Origin of the sequence: Nocardia sp. CA-120079 (assembly GCF_050955745.1) — a bacterium.
Taxonomy (GTDB): Bacteria; Actinomycetota; Actinomycetes; order Mycobacteriales; family Mycobacteriaceae; genus Nocardia.
Window position 1 is genome coordinate 3,787,772 of the sequence record NZ_CP192088.1, and the last position, 17,342, is coordinate 3,805,113.

Consider the following 17,342-nt stretch of genomic DNA (forward strand, 5'->3'; position numbering starts at 1 on the left):
CGGCGGTCGCGTAACCAGTTGAACTTCGATTACAGGAGAACCGAAAACCCATGGGCGGATTGCTCGAAGGCAAGACCATCCTGATCACCGGCATCATCACCGATTCCTCGATCGCGTTCCACGCGGCGGCGGTCGCGCAGGAGCAGGGCGCGAAGGTGATCATCACCGGCATTCCGGAGCGGCTGCGGCTGATCGATCGGATCGCCAAGCGGCTGCCGCAGGAGGTCGCCCCGGCCATCCCGCTCGATGTCACCAACGAGGACGACTTGGTCGCGCTCGCCGATAAGGTCCGGGAGCTCGCACCGGACGGCCTCGACGGTGTGCTGCACTCGATCGCCTTCGCGCCGCGCACGCTGATGGGCCCGGAGGCGCGTCCGTTCCTGGACGGTCCCGGTCCGGATGCGGCCAAGGCCTTCGAGATCTCGGCCTGGAGCTACGCCTCGCTGGCCCGCGCCGTGCTGCCGGTGATGAACGAGGGCGGTTCGCTCGTCGGCATGGACTTCGATCCGCGCACCGCGATGCCGTTCTACAACTGGATGGGTGTAGCCAAGGCCGCGCTGGAGTCGGTGAACCGGTATGTGGCGCGCGAGGTCGGCACCGCCAAGCGGATTCGCTCGAATCTTATCGCCGCGGGCCCGATCAAGACCCTCGCCGCCAAGGCCATCGCGGGCACCGCGACCGACGATGCCGCCAAGCTGAACCAGCTCAACACCTACTGGGACGGCGCGTCGCCGATCGGCTGGGACGTCGACGACCCGACCGTGGTGGCGAAGTCGATCGTCGCGCTGCTCTCGGACTGGCTGCCCGGCACCACCGGTTCGATCATCTACGTCGACGGTGGAGCCAGCCACAACACCTGGTTCCCGGAGAACATGTCGATCAACTGAGGTAATCCGAAGGGAGACACCGTGGTTCGGGCCGCCGACGCCCTGCTGCTGCTGTCGTTCGGCGGTCCCGAGCGGCCCGAGGACGTGATGCCGTTCCTGGAGAACGTCACTCGGGGCCGGGGCGTGCCGCGCGAACGTCTCGAGGAGGTCGCGCAGCATTACCTGCACTTCAGCGGTGTCTCCCCGATCAATGCGCTCAACCGCGACATCATCGCCGCGGTGGAGCGCGAATTGGCCGGTGCCGGAATCGAATTGCCGGTGTACTTCGGTAACCGCAACTGGGATCCGATGGTCGAGGACACCGTCGCGCGCATGGCCGCCGACGGTGTGCGGTCTGCCCTGGTGTTCCCGACCTCGGCGTGGGGTGGATACTCCGGCTGCCTGCAGTACGACGAGGACATCGCAAGGGCGCGTAGCGCTTTCGGGCCGGACGCGCCGGAACTGGTGAAGTTGCGGCAGTACTTCGATCATCCACTGTTGATCGAGGCGTTTGCCGCGGCGATTCGCGCCGCGGTGGATTCGCTTGCGGCCGAGCGCCGGGAAGGTGCCCGGCTGGTGTTCACCGCGCACTCGATACCGGTGTCGGCCGATATTTCCGCCGGACCGCCCGCGGACGGTGGTCGGCTGTACAGTCGTCAGGTCGCCGAGGCCGCGCGATTGTGCGCCGCCGCAACCGGATTCACCGATTACGACGTGGTGTGGCAGTCCCGCTCCGGTCCGCCGCAGATTCCTTGGCTCGACCCCGATATCGTCGATCATCTCGAGGATCTGTCCGGCAAAGGTGTGGATGCGGTCGTGGTCTGCCCGGTCGGGTTCGTCTCCGATCACCTCGAGGTCATCTGGGATCTGGATAACGAGGCCAAGGAGAAGGCCGAGGAACTCGGCATGGCGTTCGCGCGGGCGGCCACCCCCGGAACCGATCCCCGCTTCGCGCAGTTGGTCGTGGAACTGATCAACGAGCACCTGACCGGTATCCCGCCGCGCCGACTCGGCGACATTCCGGGTTATGGGTGCACCGTGAACGGTGCCCCCTGCGCAATCGACTGCTGTGCCGCACCGCGACGGCCTGCCGCGGCAACGTAGCTGTCGAAGTGGGCGTCCGCCGTCAAATCCTCGCGCGGCGCGCACCGCGGCGCCGTGGACGCAGCTGATACAGGCGGTACCAGGCCAGCGCTAGGAAGACTGCCCCCAGCCCGGCGACGACTCCCATATCGAGCAGCCATGTGCCGATGCTGTGTTTCCACAGCGGGTCGGCCGCGCCCGAGTGCGGTGAGAGGGTGTCCAGGTCGATGGTGGCGGCTCCGGCGGCGAACCCCCAGCGGGCCGGCGCTATGTATGCCAGTTGCTCCAGGCCGAAGGTGCCGGGTAGCCGCACCAGCCCGCCGGTGAGCACCAGCTGTGCCATCGACAGCACAATCAGCAGCGGCAGTGTCTTCTCCGAGGTGTTCACCGACACCGACACCAGCAAGCCCAATGCCAGCGATGCGATCCCGAGCAGCGCCATCGCCAGGATCAGCTCCAGCTCGACGGATGTGAAGAGCCCCTTGGGCGGTCTATCCACACCGATGAGGCCGATCAGCACGAGCACCGCCGACTGCAGGGCGGTGATCACGCCCAGGACCAGCAGTTTCGACATCAAATAGACTCCGGCCGACAGGCCGGCCGCGCGTTCTCTGCGATAGATCGTCTGTTCCTTGACGATCTCGCGAATCGAGTTGCCGGTGCCGACGAAGCACGCACCGAATGCCAAAATCATGAGCTTGGTCGCGGCATCGATATTGGATCCCGGCGCGCCGGCGAATCCCTGGCCCGACGGGATCGCAGCGATCAAGCCGCCGAGTAGCAGGGGCATCACCCCGAGGAGGGCCAAATAGCTGCGGTCCGAGGCGATCACTGCCAGATATCGCCGGCACAGGGTGCTGAGCTGGCTGAGCTTGGACTGCTGTGCGGGCGGGGGCGCGGGTGTGTGTACTTCCGTTGGGCCGACGTCGTCGGTCAGCCCGACCGCCACGTAGTTTTCGAAGCGTGGCGAAGTACGGAACTCATCTGCCCAGTCGCGGTCTTCCTCGCGGTCGAACGCCTGGAACACCTCGGCCCAGCTGCGCTGTGCGAACTGCTGCAGCCCCTCGGCGGGCGGCCCGTAATAGGCCAGCCGACCGCCGGGCACCAGGACCAGCAGGCGGTCGCAGGAATCGAGATTCGCCACGCTGTGAGTGACGACGATGACGGTCCGTCCGTCGTGCGCCAGTTCCGACAGCATTTCCATGACCGTCTTGTCCAGGCCCGGGTCGAGGCCGGAGGTCGGTTCGTCGAGGAACAACAGGGACGGTTTGGTCAGCAACTCCAGTGCCACGCTGACCCGTTTGCGCTGCCCGCCCGAGAGCCGATCGATGCGAGTATCGGCGTGCCGCGCCAAACCGAGCTCGTCGAGGACCTCGTCGACCCGCTGTTCGCGCTCCTCGGCGCGCGTATCGCCGGGGAAGCGCAGCTCGGCCGCGTAAAGCAGTGCGCGCCGGGTCGGAAGCTGGTTGTGCAGGATGTCCTCCTGCGGGACGAGTCCGATGCGGTGCCGGAGTTCGTCGTAGTCGGTGTACAGGTCGCGTCCGTCGTAGCGGACCGTCCCCTCAGTCGCGGGCCGTAACCCGGTGACCGCGCCGAGCAGTGTCGACTTGCCCGCTCCGCTCGGCCCGATGACTCCGACAAGTGAGCGTTGCGGAATGGGGAAGCTGACCCCGTCGAGGAGCACCTTGCCCTCGGGAGTCCGCACGGTGAGGCTCTGCACCGAGACCGATACGTCACCGGTGTCGACGAACTCGCGCAGTTCGTTGCCCACCAGCCGGAACGTGGTGTGGCCCATGCCGATCAGATCGGATTCGGACAGGTCCGCGGCGTCGATCCGGTGGCCGTTGACGTAGGTGCCGTTGTGGCTGTCGAGGTCGACGATCCGGTATCTGCCGTCGCCGATCGTGCGCAGCTCGGCGTGATGGCGGGAGAGCATGAGGTCGTGCGCGACGATGTCGTTGTCGGCCGCGCGTCCGATCCGAATGGTGGGCGATGTGATCTGGACGATCGCGCTGGGGCGGGCCACCGAAGGTGACGTTCGCGAAACTCGCCTGGACCGACCCGCGTGGAATCTCGTGATCGTTGCTTCATCGGCGAGGTCGTAGCCCGGATCGGAGACGATCATCGTGTCTACCCCGATATCGGCATCGGACTTTTGGCCGGTTTGGTCTTCTTGCCCTTCTAGGGAACAGGCCAACTGCTCGCCGTCCACGGCGTGACCGAGCTGGAACGTCTCGTCGTGGTCGATCAGCATCCGCTCGACGCGGTGACCTTCGAAAAAGGTGCCGTTGAGGCTGCCCGCATCCTCGATTTCCCAACCGTCCGCACCGCGCTCCAGCACCGCATGCACCGAAGACGCGCGTGGATCGGTCACGATAACGTCGGATGCCGGATCGCGACCGACGTTATACGCCGTCCCAGCGCGTAGCCGATAGACGCGTTCCCGGGTGTGCACCACAAGAACCGGCGTCCCGGGGGATTCGATGGAGGACTGGTGATCCGCCATGACGCGAGTATACGACTGGACCGCAGCCTCCCGGCAATGTTCGACTACCTCGCAACTCCGGTCGTCGGCAACCCGCCAGCACAAACACTCGTTCGGTGTTGGTGTCGACGATGTATACAGCGGTCCAGGCTGACGTCGGGACCCGCAGACCAGTTCAGGCAGGCTCCGTCGCGGTGTTGTCGATCAGAAGCTGAGGGTGGTGAGGTAGGCGTAGACACCGGGATACCCCGGGCGGGCGCTGCCCTTGCCCCAGGAGGTGAGCCCGATCAGGCGGCCCGCGACGAGGAGTGGATCGCCGCTGTCGTATTCGGCGGTATCGGCGTCGGGGGATCCGGCGCAGAGCATATCGGCGGGGTCGAAGGCGGAGCCATATGCGGCAGCGCACGTGGCGTTGGAGACGATCGGGACGGGTGCGGAGCGCAGGAGCGTATTCGAAGTGTCGCTCTCGGAGGTCGCGCCCCAGCCGACGATGGTGCCGGTGTCGCCGTATGCGCGCGGATCGCCCTGTGGCGCGGCGATTTCCAGGAACGGGCCCGGTCTCGGCTCGTCGAGGACGAGGATCGCGAGATCGTTGTGGTGCACGGTCTCGCCCTCGAAATCGGATTCCCGGAAATCCGGGTCGATGCGAATCTCCTTGACTCCCACGGTGACTCCGTCGTGCGCGCGCAGGTCGGTGCGGCCGAAGGTGACGGTGATCGCCTGCGGCAGCAGCCGCGCCACATCGACGCAGTGCGCAGCTGTCACAACCCGATCGGGCGCGATGAGCGCACCGCCGCAGAACTGCCCGGATGGTCGGAAGACGTAGAACGGGCTGCCGACGGCGGCGAGCCACGGGTAGGCGCTCGCCGCGGTGGTATTTCCGCCCACGATCGCCGTGGCGGGAACGGCAGGGGCGCTGAGGGCGACGATGAATGCGGCGGTTACCGCCGCGGCAATGCGAGATATGCGAAACATGGCGCCTCCCGGACGATTCAGGCGATCGCTCGGCCCATTCAACCAGAGGATGCCGGTGTTCTCGCGCCTACGGGACCGGTGGCCGCCTTGCGCCGTGCTTTACGAATTGCCACGAGCCGCGGCGTGTACCGCCACCAACCGTGCGGCGCGGATCGCGTCCCACAGTGGGCGTAGGAGGTCTTCCTGCGCGCCGATGGCGGTGGCCGAAGTGGGGGAGGAGGCCGGTTCGCGTTGGGCGACAGTGAGGATGGCGGCGACGTGGTCGGCGCTGTCGAGGATTCGCCTGGCGCGCAACGGGATCGAATCCGGATAGTCGTGGCGGGAGTAATCCGCGAGCTCGGCCTCGATGAGTTCGCGTGGGTCGGAGTCGACGGACGCGCCCGCGGCAGTGGTGTGCAGGCGCATCAGGGCGTCGGCGGCATCGCGCACCGCTTCACGCATCGTGTATTCCGCCTCGCCGAGCGACATATCCTGGCCCGGCGCGGTCGGAATCGGGGTGCTGTAGACGGTCCACTGCAGGGTGTCGTCATCGGGCCACTGCGGGATCAATCCGGTGCCCTGCTCGCCCGGAACGCCGAACAACATTCCCTCGCCCGCCTCGATGGCATCAGCGGCGAAGGCCGTTCCGGTCGGCAGTCCGCGCACATCGCCGGGCACCGGCAACACCAAGCGCAGCTGTGCACCGGGTTGTGCCATCGCCTCGCGAATCACCTTGAGTAGCGCCATGACTCCGGTGCCGGACAGGTTGTCGCGAGAAGACCACGGCAGGTCGTCGCGGCCGCCGGTCAACGGATCGCCTGCGGCGATGGTGTGCCGCGGCGCCCAGGCGTACAGCGCCTCGAGGATGTCGTCGGGCGCGCTGCAACCGGCCAGCCAGGAGCCGGCCCACACCGTCAGCGTGGCACTAGGAGAGCACATAATTATCGAGCATAAAGGAGGGTTGCGACTCGGGGGCGGCCATGCCGGATACCCCGGTGAGCTGCGCGCATCGATCCGCCACCCGGTACCGCGAGTACCACAACGGCGGGTGCGCCGCCGCCGTCGGCGTGCGGGCCGAATTCCGCGGAGTGGGACATGATTTCAGCGAATGGACCCGATATACAGGTCACTCCGGTTCGGTGACGAAGTCGATGAGCCGCTCCACCGCGCCGATCAGGGGGGATTCCAGATCGCGGAAGGATTCGACCGCGTTGTAGACCCGCCGCCACCCCTCCTGCGGTGTGCCCCAGCCGAGACGACGGCAGATGCCGGTCTTCCAATCCTCCCCGCGCGGCACCTCCGGCCATGCCGCGATACCGACCGCGGCAGGACGCACAGCCTGCCAGACATCGACATAGGGATGCCCGGTGACCAGCACATACTTACCGAGGCCGGTGGTCAGCTGGGTTTCCTTGGAACCGGTGACCAGATGGTCGACCAGCACACCGACCCGTCGACCCGGTCCGGGCGCGAATTCGGTCAGCCGCTCGGCCAGATTGTCCAAACCCTCGAGATGTTCGACCACCACGCCCTCGACCCGCAGATCGTGCCCCCAGACCCGCTCCACCAATGCGGCATCGTGGACGCCCTCCACCCAGATCCGGCTCGTCTTCGCGACCTGCGCGCGCAGCCCCTCCACCCGAGTCGAACCCGATGCCGACCGGGTCGGCTTCTGCGGCGCCGCGGCCTTGGGCCGCACCAGCGTGACAGGCGCACCGTCGATCAGGAATGCTGCCTCGCGCAATGCGAACAGCCGCACGGCACCGCGCGCATCCTCCAACTTGACGAATTCGCCGTCGTAGCTGCGGTCGAATCCGACCACGGCACCGCAGAATCCGGTCACCGCATCCTCCACCACGAGGTCGCGTTCGGCGACGACCGTCGGCACGGTCCGCTTCTTCGATCGCGAATGTCCGGAGAAGATGTCGCCGCCATACATGTCACGCTCGCTCACCCGCCCGAAACTAGCACCGCCGGTTCGGGTTGCGGCGCAAGCGAGTTGGTGTGCCGGTCACAGACTATTGGCGAACAGCGCGTATTGCGCCGCCACTTTCTGCCGAACGTCGGCTTCGTTATCGCCGTTTACGTTCCCGACATAGCGCTTATAGGTGACGTAGCAGCTGTGCTTGTACTGCTTATCGGTATCACCGCGCCGATTGAGTCGCTGGCAGATCGCGCCGGGCACATCCTTGGGCGCATCGATCGGATCGTATTCGTCACCGGAACGCGCGATGAGCTCGTTGACCAGGCGCGGCCCCGAGGCCTCGTCGCGCACTCGATAGACGATGGTGTCGTCCGCGATCGCCCAGGCGTCCAACCCGGTTTCGTCGATCATCCGCTGCGAGGTGGCCTGATTGGTGGCGGTGTGCACGACGATGGCCGGGCCGTACACACTGAATTCGCGCAGGTCGAGCGTGTGGTTGCGGCGGTCGCGGACGACAGCGCGGGCCAGCAGCCCATCCGGATCGATCTTCAAGTCGTCGAGTTGGTCCACGGGGGTGGCCCGGAATTTGTCGGCGACGGCGAGTTCGGCGTCGAAGGTGTTGCCGAGCCAGCCCAGTAGATCGCGTTCATCGGCCTTGGGTCGCTGGATGAATACCTGCAGGACGAATTCCTTATCGGCGATGAAGGATCCGATATTGGCGACATCGGGCCGCCAGTGGATGTGGGCATTGGGATATTTGTCCAGCTCGAGCCGCTTATTCTGATCGGGTGCGACCGCGAAATCGGCGGCTTCGAGTTCGCGTGCCGCCTGTTCGGCCTCGGTCGCGTTCGGGAAACGCATCAGCAGTTGCGAGATGATGGTGACGTCCGGGCCGGGGCCGCGCTGATCGATCTGGAACGGCTCATAGGGGCGGTCCGCACCGACCGCGCCGTAGGCGGCCAGCATTTTGTGGCGCTCGAGCACCGGTATCGACGCGCTGCCGGTGTAGTAGTCGGCCGCTTCCTGGTTGTCGGATACGACGCCACCGAGCACACCGAAGGTCAATTTCGGATCGATACGGCTCGTCGGCACCACCGCCTCGGCCATCCGAATGCCTTCCAGCAGTGCGCCGTTGCCGTGCGCGTCCTGGTCGTAGTGGTATTTGTCGACCGGATAATCGCCGATCTCCAGCTTGCGAACATCGGGTTCGGCCGCGACCGGTATACCGGCGATGCCGCACCCGGCCAGCAGACCGGCTACCACTATGCAGGCAGCCGAAATGACGGTGCGTGATCTCCGAAACATGCCAGGTTCCTCGTCCTTCGTCCGCGATGTTGTTGCGATTACGGACGCGGAGCCGGATTGGTTCAGCGGATTGCCGCTGGGTCGGCGTTTCGGCCGAAATCAATGGGCGCACAGTCGTTTCGGCTTCGATGGCTGAGCAGTGCGACAAAAGACGCGGCGAACCGCCGCCGGTGATCTCGAGTCTGTCGCGCCCCAGAAGTGGTTCGGACCACTACAGTGGGGCTGTGGCCGCAATCGTTTGGCTGGTCGCGGGCCTGCTGCTCGCGGCGGCGGAGATGCTCACCGGGGACCTCACGCTGCTGATGTTGGGCGTCGCCGCGCTCGGCACCGCGGGAGTCGGTGCGGTGGCCGATACCGGACTGGTCGCCGACGCCGTGATCTTCGCGGTGCTGGCGCTGATACTGCTGCTCGGGGTGCGGCCAGTTCTGCGGCGCCGCTTCGGAACTCCGCCGCCGATCCCGACCAATGTCGATGCGCTGCCGGGCAAGCAGGCGCTGGTGCTCGAACCGGTCGCCGAACACAGCGGCCTGGTCAAAATCGGTGGCGAAGAGTGGACCGCGCGGCCGTTCGATTCGACGGTCGAGTATCCCAAGGGAACTACGGTGTACGTCATGAAGATCGACGGCGCGACCGCCGTCGTCTGGAAGGAGCCGTAAATGGCTGTGCTCATCGTTGCCGCCGTGCTCGTGCTGTTGGTCGTGGTGGTGGTCTTCAAGTCGATCGCCCTGGTGCCACAGGCGGAGGCGGCCGTCATCGAGCGATTAGGCCGATATTCGCGCACAGTCTCGGGCCAGCTGACGTTCCTGGTGCCCTTCGCCGACCGGATCCGCGCGAAGGTCGACCTGCGCGAGCGGGTGGTGTCCTTCCCGCCGCAGCCGGTGATCACCGAGGACAACCTGACCCTGCATATCGACACCGTCGTGTACTTCCAGGTGACGAGTCCGCAGGCGGCGGTGTACGAGATCAGCAACTACATCGCGGCCGTCGAGCAGCTCACCGTGACGACTCTGCGCAATGTGGTCGGCGGCATGACCCTGGAGCAGACGCTGACCTCCCGCGATCAGATCAACGGTCAGCTGCGCGGGGTGCTCGACGAGGCCACCGGGCGCTGGGGGCTGCGCGTCGCGCGGGTCGAACTCAAGAGCATCGATCCGCCGCCATCGATCCAGGAGTCGATGGAGAAGCAGATGAAGGCCGACCGCGAAAAGCGTGCCATGATCCTCACCGCGGAGGGCACCCGAGAGTCACAGATCAAGACGGCCGAGGGCGCCAAGCAGGCGCAGATCCTCTCCGCCGAGGGCGCAAAGCAGTCTTCGATCCTGGCGGCCGAAGGTGAACGGCAGAGCCGGATTCTGCGCGCCCAGGGTGAACGGGCCGCTGCCTACCTGCAGGCGCAGGGCCAGGCAAAGGCCATCGAAAAGGTCTTCGCCGCAATCAAATCCGGTAAGCCGACACCGGAACTGCTTGCCTACCAATACATGCAGACGCTGCCGATGGTCGCCCGCGGTGACGCGAACAAGGTGTGGCTGGTGCCGAGCGATTTCGGCAAGGCGCTCGAAGGCTTCGCCCAGAACTTCGCGACCAAGGGCGAGGACGGCGTATTCCGTTACGAACCCACCCCGGTCGACGATGTGGAGAGCAAGCCGGAGGACGATTCCGATGTCGAGGGCTGGTTCGATACGGCCCGGGATCCGGCCATCGAACAGGCGGTGCGCGCGGCGGAGGCCGATGCCCGCGCTTCGGTGGAGGGCGTGGCGACTCCGGTGACCCGAACCCAGCCCTCCCCACATCAGCCGGTAATGCCAGCTCGGCAGGAGACCCCGCCGCAGCAGATTCCGCCGCACCAGCCGGCGTACCGTCCGGACGGGCCGCAGGGACAGTCCTGGCAGCCGCCGGCGCAGTAGCCGCGAACACCCCGGATCCTGTCGAGATCCGGGGTGTTCTTGCTCGTTGCCTACGGCGCGAGATCGATGGTCAGCGTTGCCAATTGGAGTGCGATGGCGCAGGGATCGGGTGTTGTCGTGTGGGAATTGTTTTGCGCGCGCCAGACGATGGTGCCGTTGTCCGCGGCTGCGACCGCGCAGTCACCAGGATCCTGTGGATCGCGTGTATAGAAACCGGTCGCGGTGACGGTCGCGCCGAAGATCTGTTCGGTGATCGTCAGATGTTCGGTCTGGAAACCGTCGTTCTCGGCCCGCTGCCATGTCTGCTGGAGCGATTCGCGGTCGGTGTAGGTGAAAGTCAGCTCGGATTCGTCGGCGCCGCGTTGTGCCTGCCAGACGCAGATCGGTGGACGGTGGCGGGTGGTGAGGGTGTCGGCCTGCGCGGCCCGGCTGATCTGCTCTTCGGTCAGCGGTGTGCAGTTCGCCAATGAGCCGGCCGCAGGGGTGGCGGAGGGATGGGCGTCCGGTGCGGCCTTATCTGAACAGCCGGTCAGCAGTCCGGTGGCCGCGAGCACGGCCAGTCCGCTACGCACACGGAATGCGGTCACAGCCGCTCCCTTCCTCGAACACCGAGCCTCGGCCACTCGTCGAGGCTACCGGCCGGTCCGCAGGCAGGGCGGTCTCGCCGCGGTGACCTGGTCAGCGCCCGCTGGGGAAAATGGTTCGGCGTGGCATCGGGTGCGCTGCAATACTCACGGTCCACAAGGACAGGAGATTGCGCGTGGCTGATTCCGGGGTATTGCCGCTGCTCGATCGGGTTGCCGTGGCCGTAGGCGCGGCGATCGGTCGGGCTCGTGCGGACCTGGTGGGGACGGATCCGGTGGTGCGGCGCTCAGAGCGTGCGGATTTCCAGTCGAATGTCGCGCTTGCGGCCGCGAAGCGGGTGGGGGTGCGGCCCGCCGAGTTCGCCGCGGAATTGGTCACGGCGTTGGGTTCGGGCGATGGCCTGTTCGACGCGGTGACGGTTTCGGGTCCGGGATTCCTCAATATCGCCGTGTCGGATCATGCCGTGTGGGAACAGGTTTCGGCTCGACTCGATGATGGGCGGTTGGGTGTACCGGATTTCGAGCGTGGGCGGCGGACGGTGGTCGACTATTCGGCACCCAATATCGCCAAGGAAATGCATGTCGGGCATCTACGGACAACGATCATCGGCGACTGCATCGCACGGGTGCTGACCTTTCTCGGCGCCGCGGTGATTCGGCAGAATCACTTGGGAGACTGGGGGACTCAGTTCGGGATGCTGATCCAATATCTGGATGAGCATCCGGGGCTGCTCTGGCGGCGCGATGAGCTGAGCGGCGATGCGTCGGTGGTTTCGGCATTGGATGGCCTGTACAAGGCGGCGCGGACGGAATTCGACGGTGATCCGGCGTTCGCGCAGCGGGCCAGGGCTCGGGTGGTGGCGCTGCAATCCGGCGATGCGGCCACCCTGCGGCGGTGGCAGGAGATCGTCGCCGAATCGGAGCGGGCGTTCGGTGAAATCTACGATCGGCTCGGTGTGCTGCTGACAGCCGCCGATTATGTCGGCGAGTCGTTCTACAACCCGATGCTCGCCGACACCATCGCCGAGCTGGTCGACAAGGGCATCGCCGTCGAGAGCGACGGCGCCCTGGTCGTCTTCTCCGAGGAGGTCGATGGCCCTGACGGCCAACCGGTCCCGCTGATGGTGCGCAAGCGCGACGGCGGATACGGCTACGACACAACGGATTTGGCGACCATCCGGTACCGGGTGCAGACCCTGCGCGCCGAGCGGCTGCTGTATGTCACCGATTCCCGTCAGGCCCTGCACTTTCGGCTCGTCTTCGAAGCCGCCCGGCGGGCCGGTTGGTCGACCGATGTCATCGAGGCCGAACACATCGCCTACGGCACCGTGCTCGGCCCGGATGGGCGGCCCTTCAAAACCCGTGCGGGCGGCACGGTCAGACTGACGGACCTACTCGACGATGCTGTCACGAAGGCCAGAGCCGTTGTCGCCGAACGGAATCCGGACCTGGTCGCCGCCGAACTCGACGCGATCGCCGAACCGACCGGGATCGGTGCGGTCAAATACGCCGACTTGTCCACATCCCGGGTCAAGGACTACACCTTCGATCTGGACCGCATGGTCGCATTGAACGGCAACACCAGCGTCTATCTGCAATACGCGCACGCCAGAATCCGGTCCATCCTGCGCAAAGCTCGAGATCACGCCGTGCGGATCGATCCGACGATCGCACTCGAACCCGCTGAACGGGCCCTGGCACTCGAACTCGACGCCTACAGCACCGTCGTGATCGAGGTCGCCGCAACCCTCGAACCCCATCGACTGTGCGGATACCTCTACGACCTCGCGCGCGACTTCACGGCCTTCTACGAGACCTGCCCGGTCCTCACCGCGTCCGATCGGATACGGGAAAACCGTCTCGCACTGTGCGATTCGACAGCGCGGACGCTCGCGCACGGACTCGGACTTCTGGGCATTGCCGCACCCGAGCGCATGTAACCAGGCTCAATCGCCCGATATCGCAGATTGCGCATACTTGCGCAACTGATTGACGGACCGCTGCGGCGGGTTTCTAATGATTGATGGCGCAATTCGTGCTGGTGGCCACCAACGGCTATGACCGCCATGGCCGCGAAATCGGCGTCGCGGATATGCGCGGCACCATATCGCGGATGAATGCGGCCGAGGAGAAGGGCTGGCTGCGCTGAGGCTGTGATCGCGGTCTCGGTGATGGGTGTCGGTGGCGGGGTGTGAGCAGCCACCGATACGCGCCGGATCGGTACCGAAAAACCGCCGCGACGGATTACCGTGCGCCCATGACGATTGCCGGAACGGCTGCCCGCCATCTGCGGCCACGGGCTTGGATCGCCCCGATCGCCGTGGTCACTCTGCTCATGTCACTGCTGGCCACGATGTATCTGGCATATGTGGTCAATCCGACCAAGAACCTGCACGATTTCCCTGTCGCACTGGTCAATCAGGACGACGGCGACACCCTGGGCGCCAAGCCCGCCAATGTCGGCGATCAGATCACCGACGCACTCGTCGCGAGCCTGCCCACCGACAAGATCGACCTGCGGGTCGTCGGATTCGGCGAGGCACAACGGCAACTGAGCCAGGGCAAGGTCTACGGTGCGATCGTCATCCCCAGTGACTTCAGCAAGCGGCTGGCCATTCTCGGCGCGGCCGGTGTGGTGCCGGGCAAGGTCGAACAGCCGATCATCACGGTGCACACGAACCCTCGGGCGGGCAGTTTCGCCACCGGGGTCATGCAGCGCATCGCCGATCAGGCGTTGACTCGCGTCGATGAGACAGTCGGCAAACAACTCACTGATACCGTGCAGACGCAGTTGCAACCTGCCGGGGGCGGCCAGGCGCCACAGCTTGCCGGTGCCAGCCAATTGATGCTCGCCCATCCGATCCAGGTGGTGGTCGATCCCTATCGGCCGCTGCCCGAGGGCACCGGACAGGGTTTGTCCGCGTTCTTCTACACGATCATGGTGCTGCTCGCCGGATTCACCGGCGCGATGATCATCCACGCGATGACCGATTCCGCCCTCGGTTTCGCGCCCACCGAATACGGCCCGTGGTACGTGCACTATCCGGCCGCGCCGATCTCCCGCTTCCGCACCCTGCTGTTGAAATGGGCGATCCTGATCGTCACCGCACCGATCGTCTCCGCGGTATTCCTCGGTGTCGCAGCGGCATTGGACGTGCCGCTCGATCATCCGCTCGCGCTGTTCCTGTATTGCGTGCTCGCGATCATCGCGGTCGGTGTGACCGCGCTGTCGGTGCTGGCCGCGCTCGGCACCGCGGGTCTGCTGGTCAATCTGATCCTGTTCATCGTGCTGGGCCTGCCGTCCTCGGGCGGTAGCGTGCCCATCGAAGCCACGCCGACGTACTTCGAGTGGCTGGCCACCTTCGAACCCATGCACCAGGTCTTCCTGGGGTTGCGCGCCATCCTCTACTTCAACGCCAACGGTGCCGCCGGACTCGCGCGTGGAAGCTGGATGGCGGTGCTCGGTTTGGGCGTCGGCCTGGTCGTCGGTGCCCTGGTGACCCAGTATTACGACCGAAAGGGCTTGCACCGCAAACCCGCCGAGCAGGCGGCCACGACGGAATGAGCGTTGCGGGCATGGGGCTGAGCGATCGAGCCATTGGAACGCTCACAATTCGTTCCTAACGTTGTGCTCATGACCTTCGATATCGGCGTGATCCTCCCGACCTCCACCCCCGATCCGGCGCATCCGATCCTCGGCGATGTGCGGGCCGCCGCCCGCCTCGCCGAACAACTCGAGCTCGAATCTGTGTGGTCCACCGACCATCTCGTGGCCAGCGCGCCCATGCTGGACAGCACCGTAACGCTGGCGACCGCTGCCGCCGTCACCGAGCGGATCCGGATCGGCTACAACGTCATGCTGCTCGCACTGCGCCCGGTGGCGTGGGCGGCCAAGCAGATCAGCACGCTGCAGTACGTATCGGAGAACCGGTTGCTGCTCGGTGTCGGCACCGGAAATCCGGCGCACGGCGATATCGGTTGGCGCGCGGCCGGTACGACATTCGAGAACCGCGGTCGGCGCACCGATGCGGCGCTGCGGGTGCTGCCCGATCTCGTCACCGGTTCGACCGCAACGGTCAACGGCGTCGACGTGGCGCTGGCACCCGGATCGACGATGCCGCCGGTCCTGGTGGCGGGCAATGGGACTCGGGCGCGGCGGCGGGCGGCCGAATACGCCGACGGCTGGATCACCCTGCAGCCGGGCCTGGACCAGTTGGCCGCCGACTTCGACGAATTGCGGACGCTGGCAGCAGGATTCGATCGCCCGGTGCCAGCGGTGACCGTGGTGGCGCCTACATTGCCCGCCGATCATTCGGCGGCTGTCGAATTGCTCGTCGCCCACCGGGACGCCGGCGTCGAACGCGTCATCCTCGCTCCCACCGGCCCCGAATGGCAGCACGATTACGAGAATGCCGCGAAACTCCGTGCGGCACTGTAACTACAGCTGCGTCAACCGCAGCTTCAACGCATCGGTGATTATGGCTCGGGCGGCTTCGCCGTACCGGGCCTGCCGGTGCAGCGCTGCCCAGGTCTTCTCGTAGTACGCGAGTTCGCGCGGCTGGGTGATGGTCAGACCCGCCGAGATGGTCTCGACCTCCGCGATGCGTTTGTCGAGAAGTACGAAACATGTTGTGGTGTAAAGGAAGTCCGCCGTCCGCGGAATGATGCCGAGTGCGAGCCGGGGCAGCGGCATCACATCGATGAGACGTTCGAGCTGACCGGCCATTACCTCGTTGTCGCCGACGGTGGTGTAGAGCGCCTGTTCGGCCAACAGGATGCTGATCCGATGGGTGCCGTGATGCAGAATCCGTTGGCGCGCGATCCGCGCCGCCACCGCGCGATCGATATCGTCGATACCGCCGACGAAGTCGATACAGGTCTCCAGCACGGCTCTGGCATAGGGTTCGGTCTGCAACAAGCCGGGGACGACTGCGTTCTCGAAATTGCGGATGGTGGTGGCGCGCGCCTCCAACTCGATGCGGCGGCGCTGCTGCTGGGCATGTCCGGTCGCGGCGATGCGCCGCCACTCCTGCCAGAGCGCCTCGATATTCGCCAGTGCCGCACGCAGATCCGGCAGCAGCAGTTCGGCGCCGCACAGTCGGCACCACTCGGCCAGATCGCTATCGCTCGGCGTTTGCTTACCGTGTTCGATGCGCGACACCTTGGCCGAATGCCAGCCCGCGTCGGCGGCGAGCTGCACGCCGGTCAGATGTGCGGCCTTGCGCACTTCGCGTAAGCGTGCCCCGAAGGCTTGCCGGGACTGCTCTACACCGGTCATCCACTCCGCCCGCCGGGCATATAGTCGTGGTGCGGAATTGCTTTGTTCCACAGTGTATCTCGTACTGTTGTGCAGCGTGCGACCAGCACGGGGTCGGTGGTCACCGCGGCCCCCGCCAGATCGCCGGTCTTGGTGAAGATCGTAAAGGCGACCGTATCGTCGAGCAGCCACCATTCGTCGTCGGTGTATTCCGAGGGATCGGCGAGATGCCTTGGCAGCCAGCGGATATCCTCGCCGTAGCGCTGATTGCGATCGGTGAGCGCGTGCAGGAATCGCACGTAGTCGGTGAGCGGCTCCGAGACCACCCGAACGCGCCGGATCGGCACACCGCGTCCGGCGACCTCGCTGGTGAGCTCCTCCCAGGCCCGCCACGACGGCGGATAGGACTCCTCCTCGAACGGCGGAAGGCCCGCGAGCACGCGGCGCATCGGTTCGGTCTCGTCGGAGACCTGGGAGTGGTCATCGGATACCTCGAGATGGAAAGCGTCGCTTCGGGTCTCGCGAATGAGATCGTTGGTTTCCTCGATGCTGAAGAAGAGCATTGCATTACCATTCCCACGGGCTCTGTCCGACCGGGACCGCGACCGCGGTTTCGTGCTCGGGAATACGCATATGCGCCAAGGCATCCGGATCGGTGATCGGCTGTCCGGCGAGGGTGAAGGAACCGTGCCCGGAATCGAGCAGCGGAGCGCCGATGTAGGTGCCGGGCTGCAGCCAGCCGAGCAGCATATGCGGTATTTCGACGCGGTTCGCGTCATGGGCCACCCGGTAGCCCTGCACGAGATATAGATGTCGATCCTCATCGATCCACAGCCGGGGCGAGCCGGTGTTGTTGGTGGGTCCGCCGAGCAGTTGTATACGCATCAGAGTGGCCTCGTCTCGCGTGGGTATTGCGCTGGCTGCACACCATCGTCACCGGTCAGCGTCAAATGGGTCAACAACTTCCGCAAATCCCCGCA

The 17,342-nt window shown here is 65.8% G+C and carries 17 protein-coding genes; 8 read left to right on the forward strand and 9 right to left on the reverse strand.

Annotation, left to right across the window (positions count from 1 at the left end):
- Positions 1-50 precede the first annotated feature (50 nt).
- Together inhA and ACQPYR_RS17420 are read left to right on the forward strand one after the other, a co-directional pair.
- Positions 51-887 carry an NADH-dependent enoyl-ACP reductase InhA gene (gene inhA / locus ACQPYR_RS17415; RefSeq protein WP_433633434.1) on the forward strand — a complete coding sequence of 279 codons (837 nt, stop codon included), beginning with the start codon at positions 51-53 and terminating at the stop codon, positions 885-887.
- A gap of 21 nt (positions 888-908) precedes the next feature.
- Positions 909-1,970: a ferrochelatase gene (locus ACQPYR_RS17420; protein ID WP_433633436.1), complete on the forward strand. Its 1,062-nt coding sequence runs from the start codon at positions 909-911 to the stop codon at positions 1,968-1,970.
- Between the two features lie 22 nt (positions 1,971-1,992).
- Here the strand turns inward: ACQPYR_RS17420 and ACQPYR_RS17425 are convergent, their stop codons facing one another.
- From ACQPYR_RS17425 to ACQPYR_RS17445, 5 genes are all read right to left on the reverse strand, one after another.
- Positions 1,993-4,455 (reverse strand): FHA domain-containing protein, encoded by a 2,463-nt coding sequence (locus ACQPYR_RS17425; RefSeq protein WP_433633438.1) that lies wholly within the window; start codon positions 4,453-4,455, stop codon positions 1,993-1,995.
- Between the two features lie 183 nt (positions 4,456-4,638).
- Positions 4,639-5,409: a S1 family peptidase gene (locus ACQPYR_RS17430; protein WP_433633440.1), complete on the reverse strand. Its 771-nt coding sequence runs from the start codon at positions 5,407-5,409 to the stop codon at positions 4,639-4,641.
- Between the two features lie 99 nt (positions 5,410-5,508).
- The gene (locus ACQPYR_RS17435) at positions 5,509-6,327 is read right to left on the reverse strand and encodes a hypothetical protein (RefSeq protein WP_433633442.1); all 819 of its coding nucleotides are present in this window, start codon (positions 6,325-6,327) and stop codon (positions 5,509-5,511) included.
- Between the two features lie 187 nt (positions 6,328-6,514).
- Positions 6,515-7,342: a DUF3097 domain-containing protein gene (locus ACQPYR_RS17440; RefSeq protein ID WP_433633444.1), complete on the reverse strand. Its 828-nt coding sequence runs from the start codon at positions 7,340-7,342 to the stop codon at positions 6,515-6,517.
- A gap of 57 nt (positions 7,343-7,399) precedes the next feature.
- Complete coding sequence (locus tag ACQPYR_RS17445) at positions 7,400-8,617, reverse strand: DUF7373 family lipoprotein (RefSeq protein WP_433633446.1); 1,218 nt, start codon at positions 8,615-8,617, stop codon at positions 7,400-7,402.
- Positions 8,618-8,841: 224 nt separating this feature from the next.
- Between ACQPYR_RS17445 and ACQPYR_RS17450 the strand changes: the two genes are divergently transcribed.
- The gene (locus tag ACQPYR_RS17450; RefSeq protein ID WP_433633448.1) at positions 8,842-9,273 is read left to right on the forward strand and encodes an NfeD family protein; all 432 of its coding nucleotides are present in this window, start codon (positions 8,842-8,844) and stop codon (positions 9,271-9,273) included.
- Complete coding sequence (locus ACQPYR_RS17455; protein ID WP_433633450.1) at positions 9,274-10,521, forward strand: SPFH domain-containing protein; 1,248 nt, start codon at positions 9,274-9,276, stop codon at positions 10,519-10,521.
- Between the two features lie 50 nt (positions 10,522-10,571).
- Here ACQPYR_RS17455 and ACQPYR_RS17460 read toward each other — a convergent pair whose 3' ends face one another.
- On the reverse strand, positions 10,572-11,108 hold the full coding sequence (locus tag ACQPYR_RS17460) for a DUF3558 family protein (protein ID WP_433633452.1): 537 nt from the start codon (positions 11,106-11,108) through the stop codon (positions 10,572-10,574).
- Positions 11,109-11,281: 173 nt separating this feature from the next.
- Here ACQPYR_RS17460 and argS point away from each other — a divergent pair, with 173 nt between their 5' ends.
- From argS to ACQPYR_RS17480, 4 genes are all read left to right on the forward strand, one after another.
- Entirely contained in the window at positions 11,282-13,045 is a 1,764-nt protein-coding gene (gene argS / locus ACQPYR_RS17465) for an arginine--tRNA ligase (protein WP_433633454.1), read from the forward strand.
- Positions 13,046-13,128: 83 nt separating this feature from the next.
- Positions 13,129-13,254: a hypothetical protein gene (locus tag ACQPYR_RS17470; protein ID WP_433633455.1), complete on the forward strand. Its 126-nt coding sequence runs from the start codon at positions 13,129-13,131 to the stop codon at positions 13,252-13,254.
- Between the two features lie 108 nt (positions 13,255-13,362).
- A complete protein-coding gene (locus ACQPYR_RS17475) occupies positions 13,363-14,670 on the forward strand; it encodes a YhgE/Pip domain-containing protein (protein WP_433633457.1) in 1,308 nt (435 codons plus the stop codon).
- Between the two features lie 69 nt (positions 14,671-14,739).
- On the forward strand, positions 14,740-15,543 hold the full coding sequence (locus ACQPYR_RS17480) for an LLM class flavin-dependent oxidoreductase (RefSeq protein WP_433633459.1): 804 nt from the start codon (positions 14,740-14,742) through the stop codon (positions 15,541-15,543).
- Here ACQPYR_RS17480 and ACQPYR_RS17485 read toward each other — a convergent pair whose 3' ends face one another.
- The 3 genes from ACQPYR_RS17485 to ACQPYR_RS17495 are packed head-to-tail and all read right to left on the reverse strand — an operon-like array spanning position 15,544 to position 17,247.
- Entirely contained in the window at positions 15,544-16,383 is an 840-nt protein-coding gene (locus tag ACQPYR_RS17485) for a helix-turn-helix domain-containing protein (protein WP_433633461.1), read from the reverse strand. It lies immediately after the preceding gene.
- On the reverse strand, positions 16,380-16,925 hold the full coding sequence (locus ACQPYR_RS17490; protein WP_433597674.1) for a DUF6879 family protein: 546 nt from the start codon (positions 16,923-16,925) through the stop codon (positions 16,380-16,382). The genes ACQPYR_RS17485 and ACQPYR_RS17490 overlap by 4 nt, the downstream gene beginning before the upstream one ends.
- A gap of 4 nt (positions 16,926-16,929) precedes the next feature.
- On the reverse strand, positions 16,930-17,247 hold the full coding sequence (locus ACQPYR_RS17495; protein WP_040691888.1) for a hypothetical protein: 318 nt from the start codon (positions 17,245-17,247) through the stop codon (positions 16,930-16,932).
- Positions 17,248-17,342: the final 95 nt, after the last annotated feature.

Bases quoted from the DNA above. Each gene is read 5' to 3' on its own strand.
- ACQPYR_RS17475 (WP_433633457.1), top strand. From the start codon at position 13,363: ATGACGATTGCCGGAACGGCTGCCCGCCATCTGCGGCCACGGGCTTGG.
- ACQPYR_RS17490 (WP_433597674.1), bottom strand. From the start codon at position 16,925: ATGCTCTTCTTCAGCATCGAGGAAACCAACGATCTCATTCGCGAGACC.
- ACQPYR_RS17430 (WP_433633440.1), bottom strand. From the start codon at position 5,409: ATGTTTCGCATATCTCGCATTGCCGCGGCGGTAACCGCCGCATTCATC.
- ACQPYR_RS17455 (WP_433633450.1), top strand. From the start codon at position 9,274: ATGGCTGTGCTCATCGTTGCCGCCGTGCTCGTGCTGTTGGTCGTGGTG.
- ACQPYR_RS17470 (WP_433633455.1), top strand. From the start codon at position 13,129: ATGGCGCAATTCGTGCTGGTGGCCACCAACGGCTATGACCGCCATGGC.
- ACQPYR_RS17495 (WP_040691888.1), bottom strand. From the start codon at position 17,247: ATGCGTATACAACTGCTCGGCGGACCCACCAACAACACCGGCTCGCCC.
- ACQPYR_RS17485 (WP_433633461.1), bottom strand. From the start codon at position 16,383: ATGACCGGTGTAGAGCAGTCCCGGCAAGCCTTCGGGGCACGCTTACGC.
- ACQPYR_RS17445 (WP_433633446.1), bottom strand. From the start codon at position 8,617: ATGTTTCGGAGATCACGCACCGTCATTTCGGCTGCCTGCATAGTGGTA.
- ACQPYR_RS17480 (WP_433633459.1), top strand. From the start codon at position 14,740: ATGACCTTCGATATCGGCGTGATCCTCCCGACCTCCACCCCCGATCCG.
- ACQPYR_RS17425 (WP_433633438.1), bottom strand. From the start codon at position 4,455: ATGGCGGATCACCAGTCCTCCATCGAATCCCCCGGGACGCCGGTTCTT.
- inhA (WP_433633434.1), top strand. From the start codon at position 51: ATGGGCGGATTGCTCGAAGGCAAGACCATCCTGATCACCGGCATCATC.
- ACQPYR_RS17435 (WP_433633442.1), bottom strand. From the start codon at position 6,327: ATGTGCTCTCCTAGTGCCACGCTGACGGTGTGGGCCGGCTCCTGGCTG.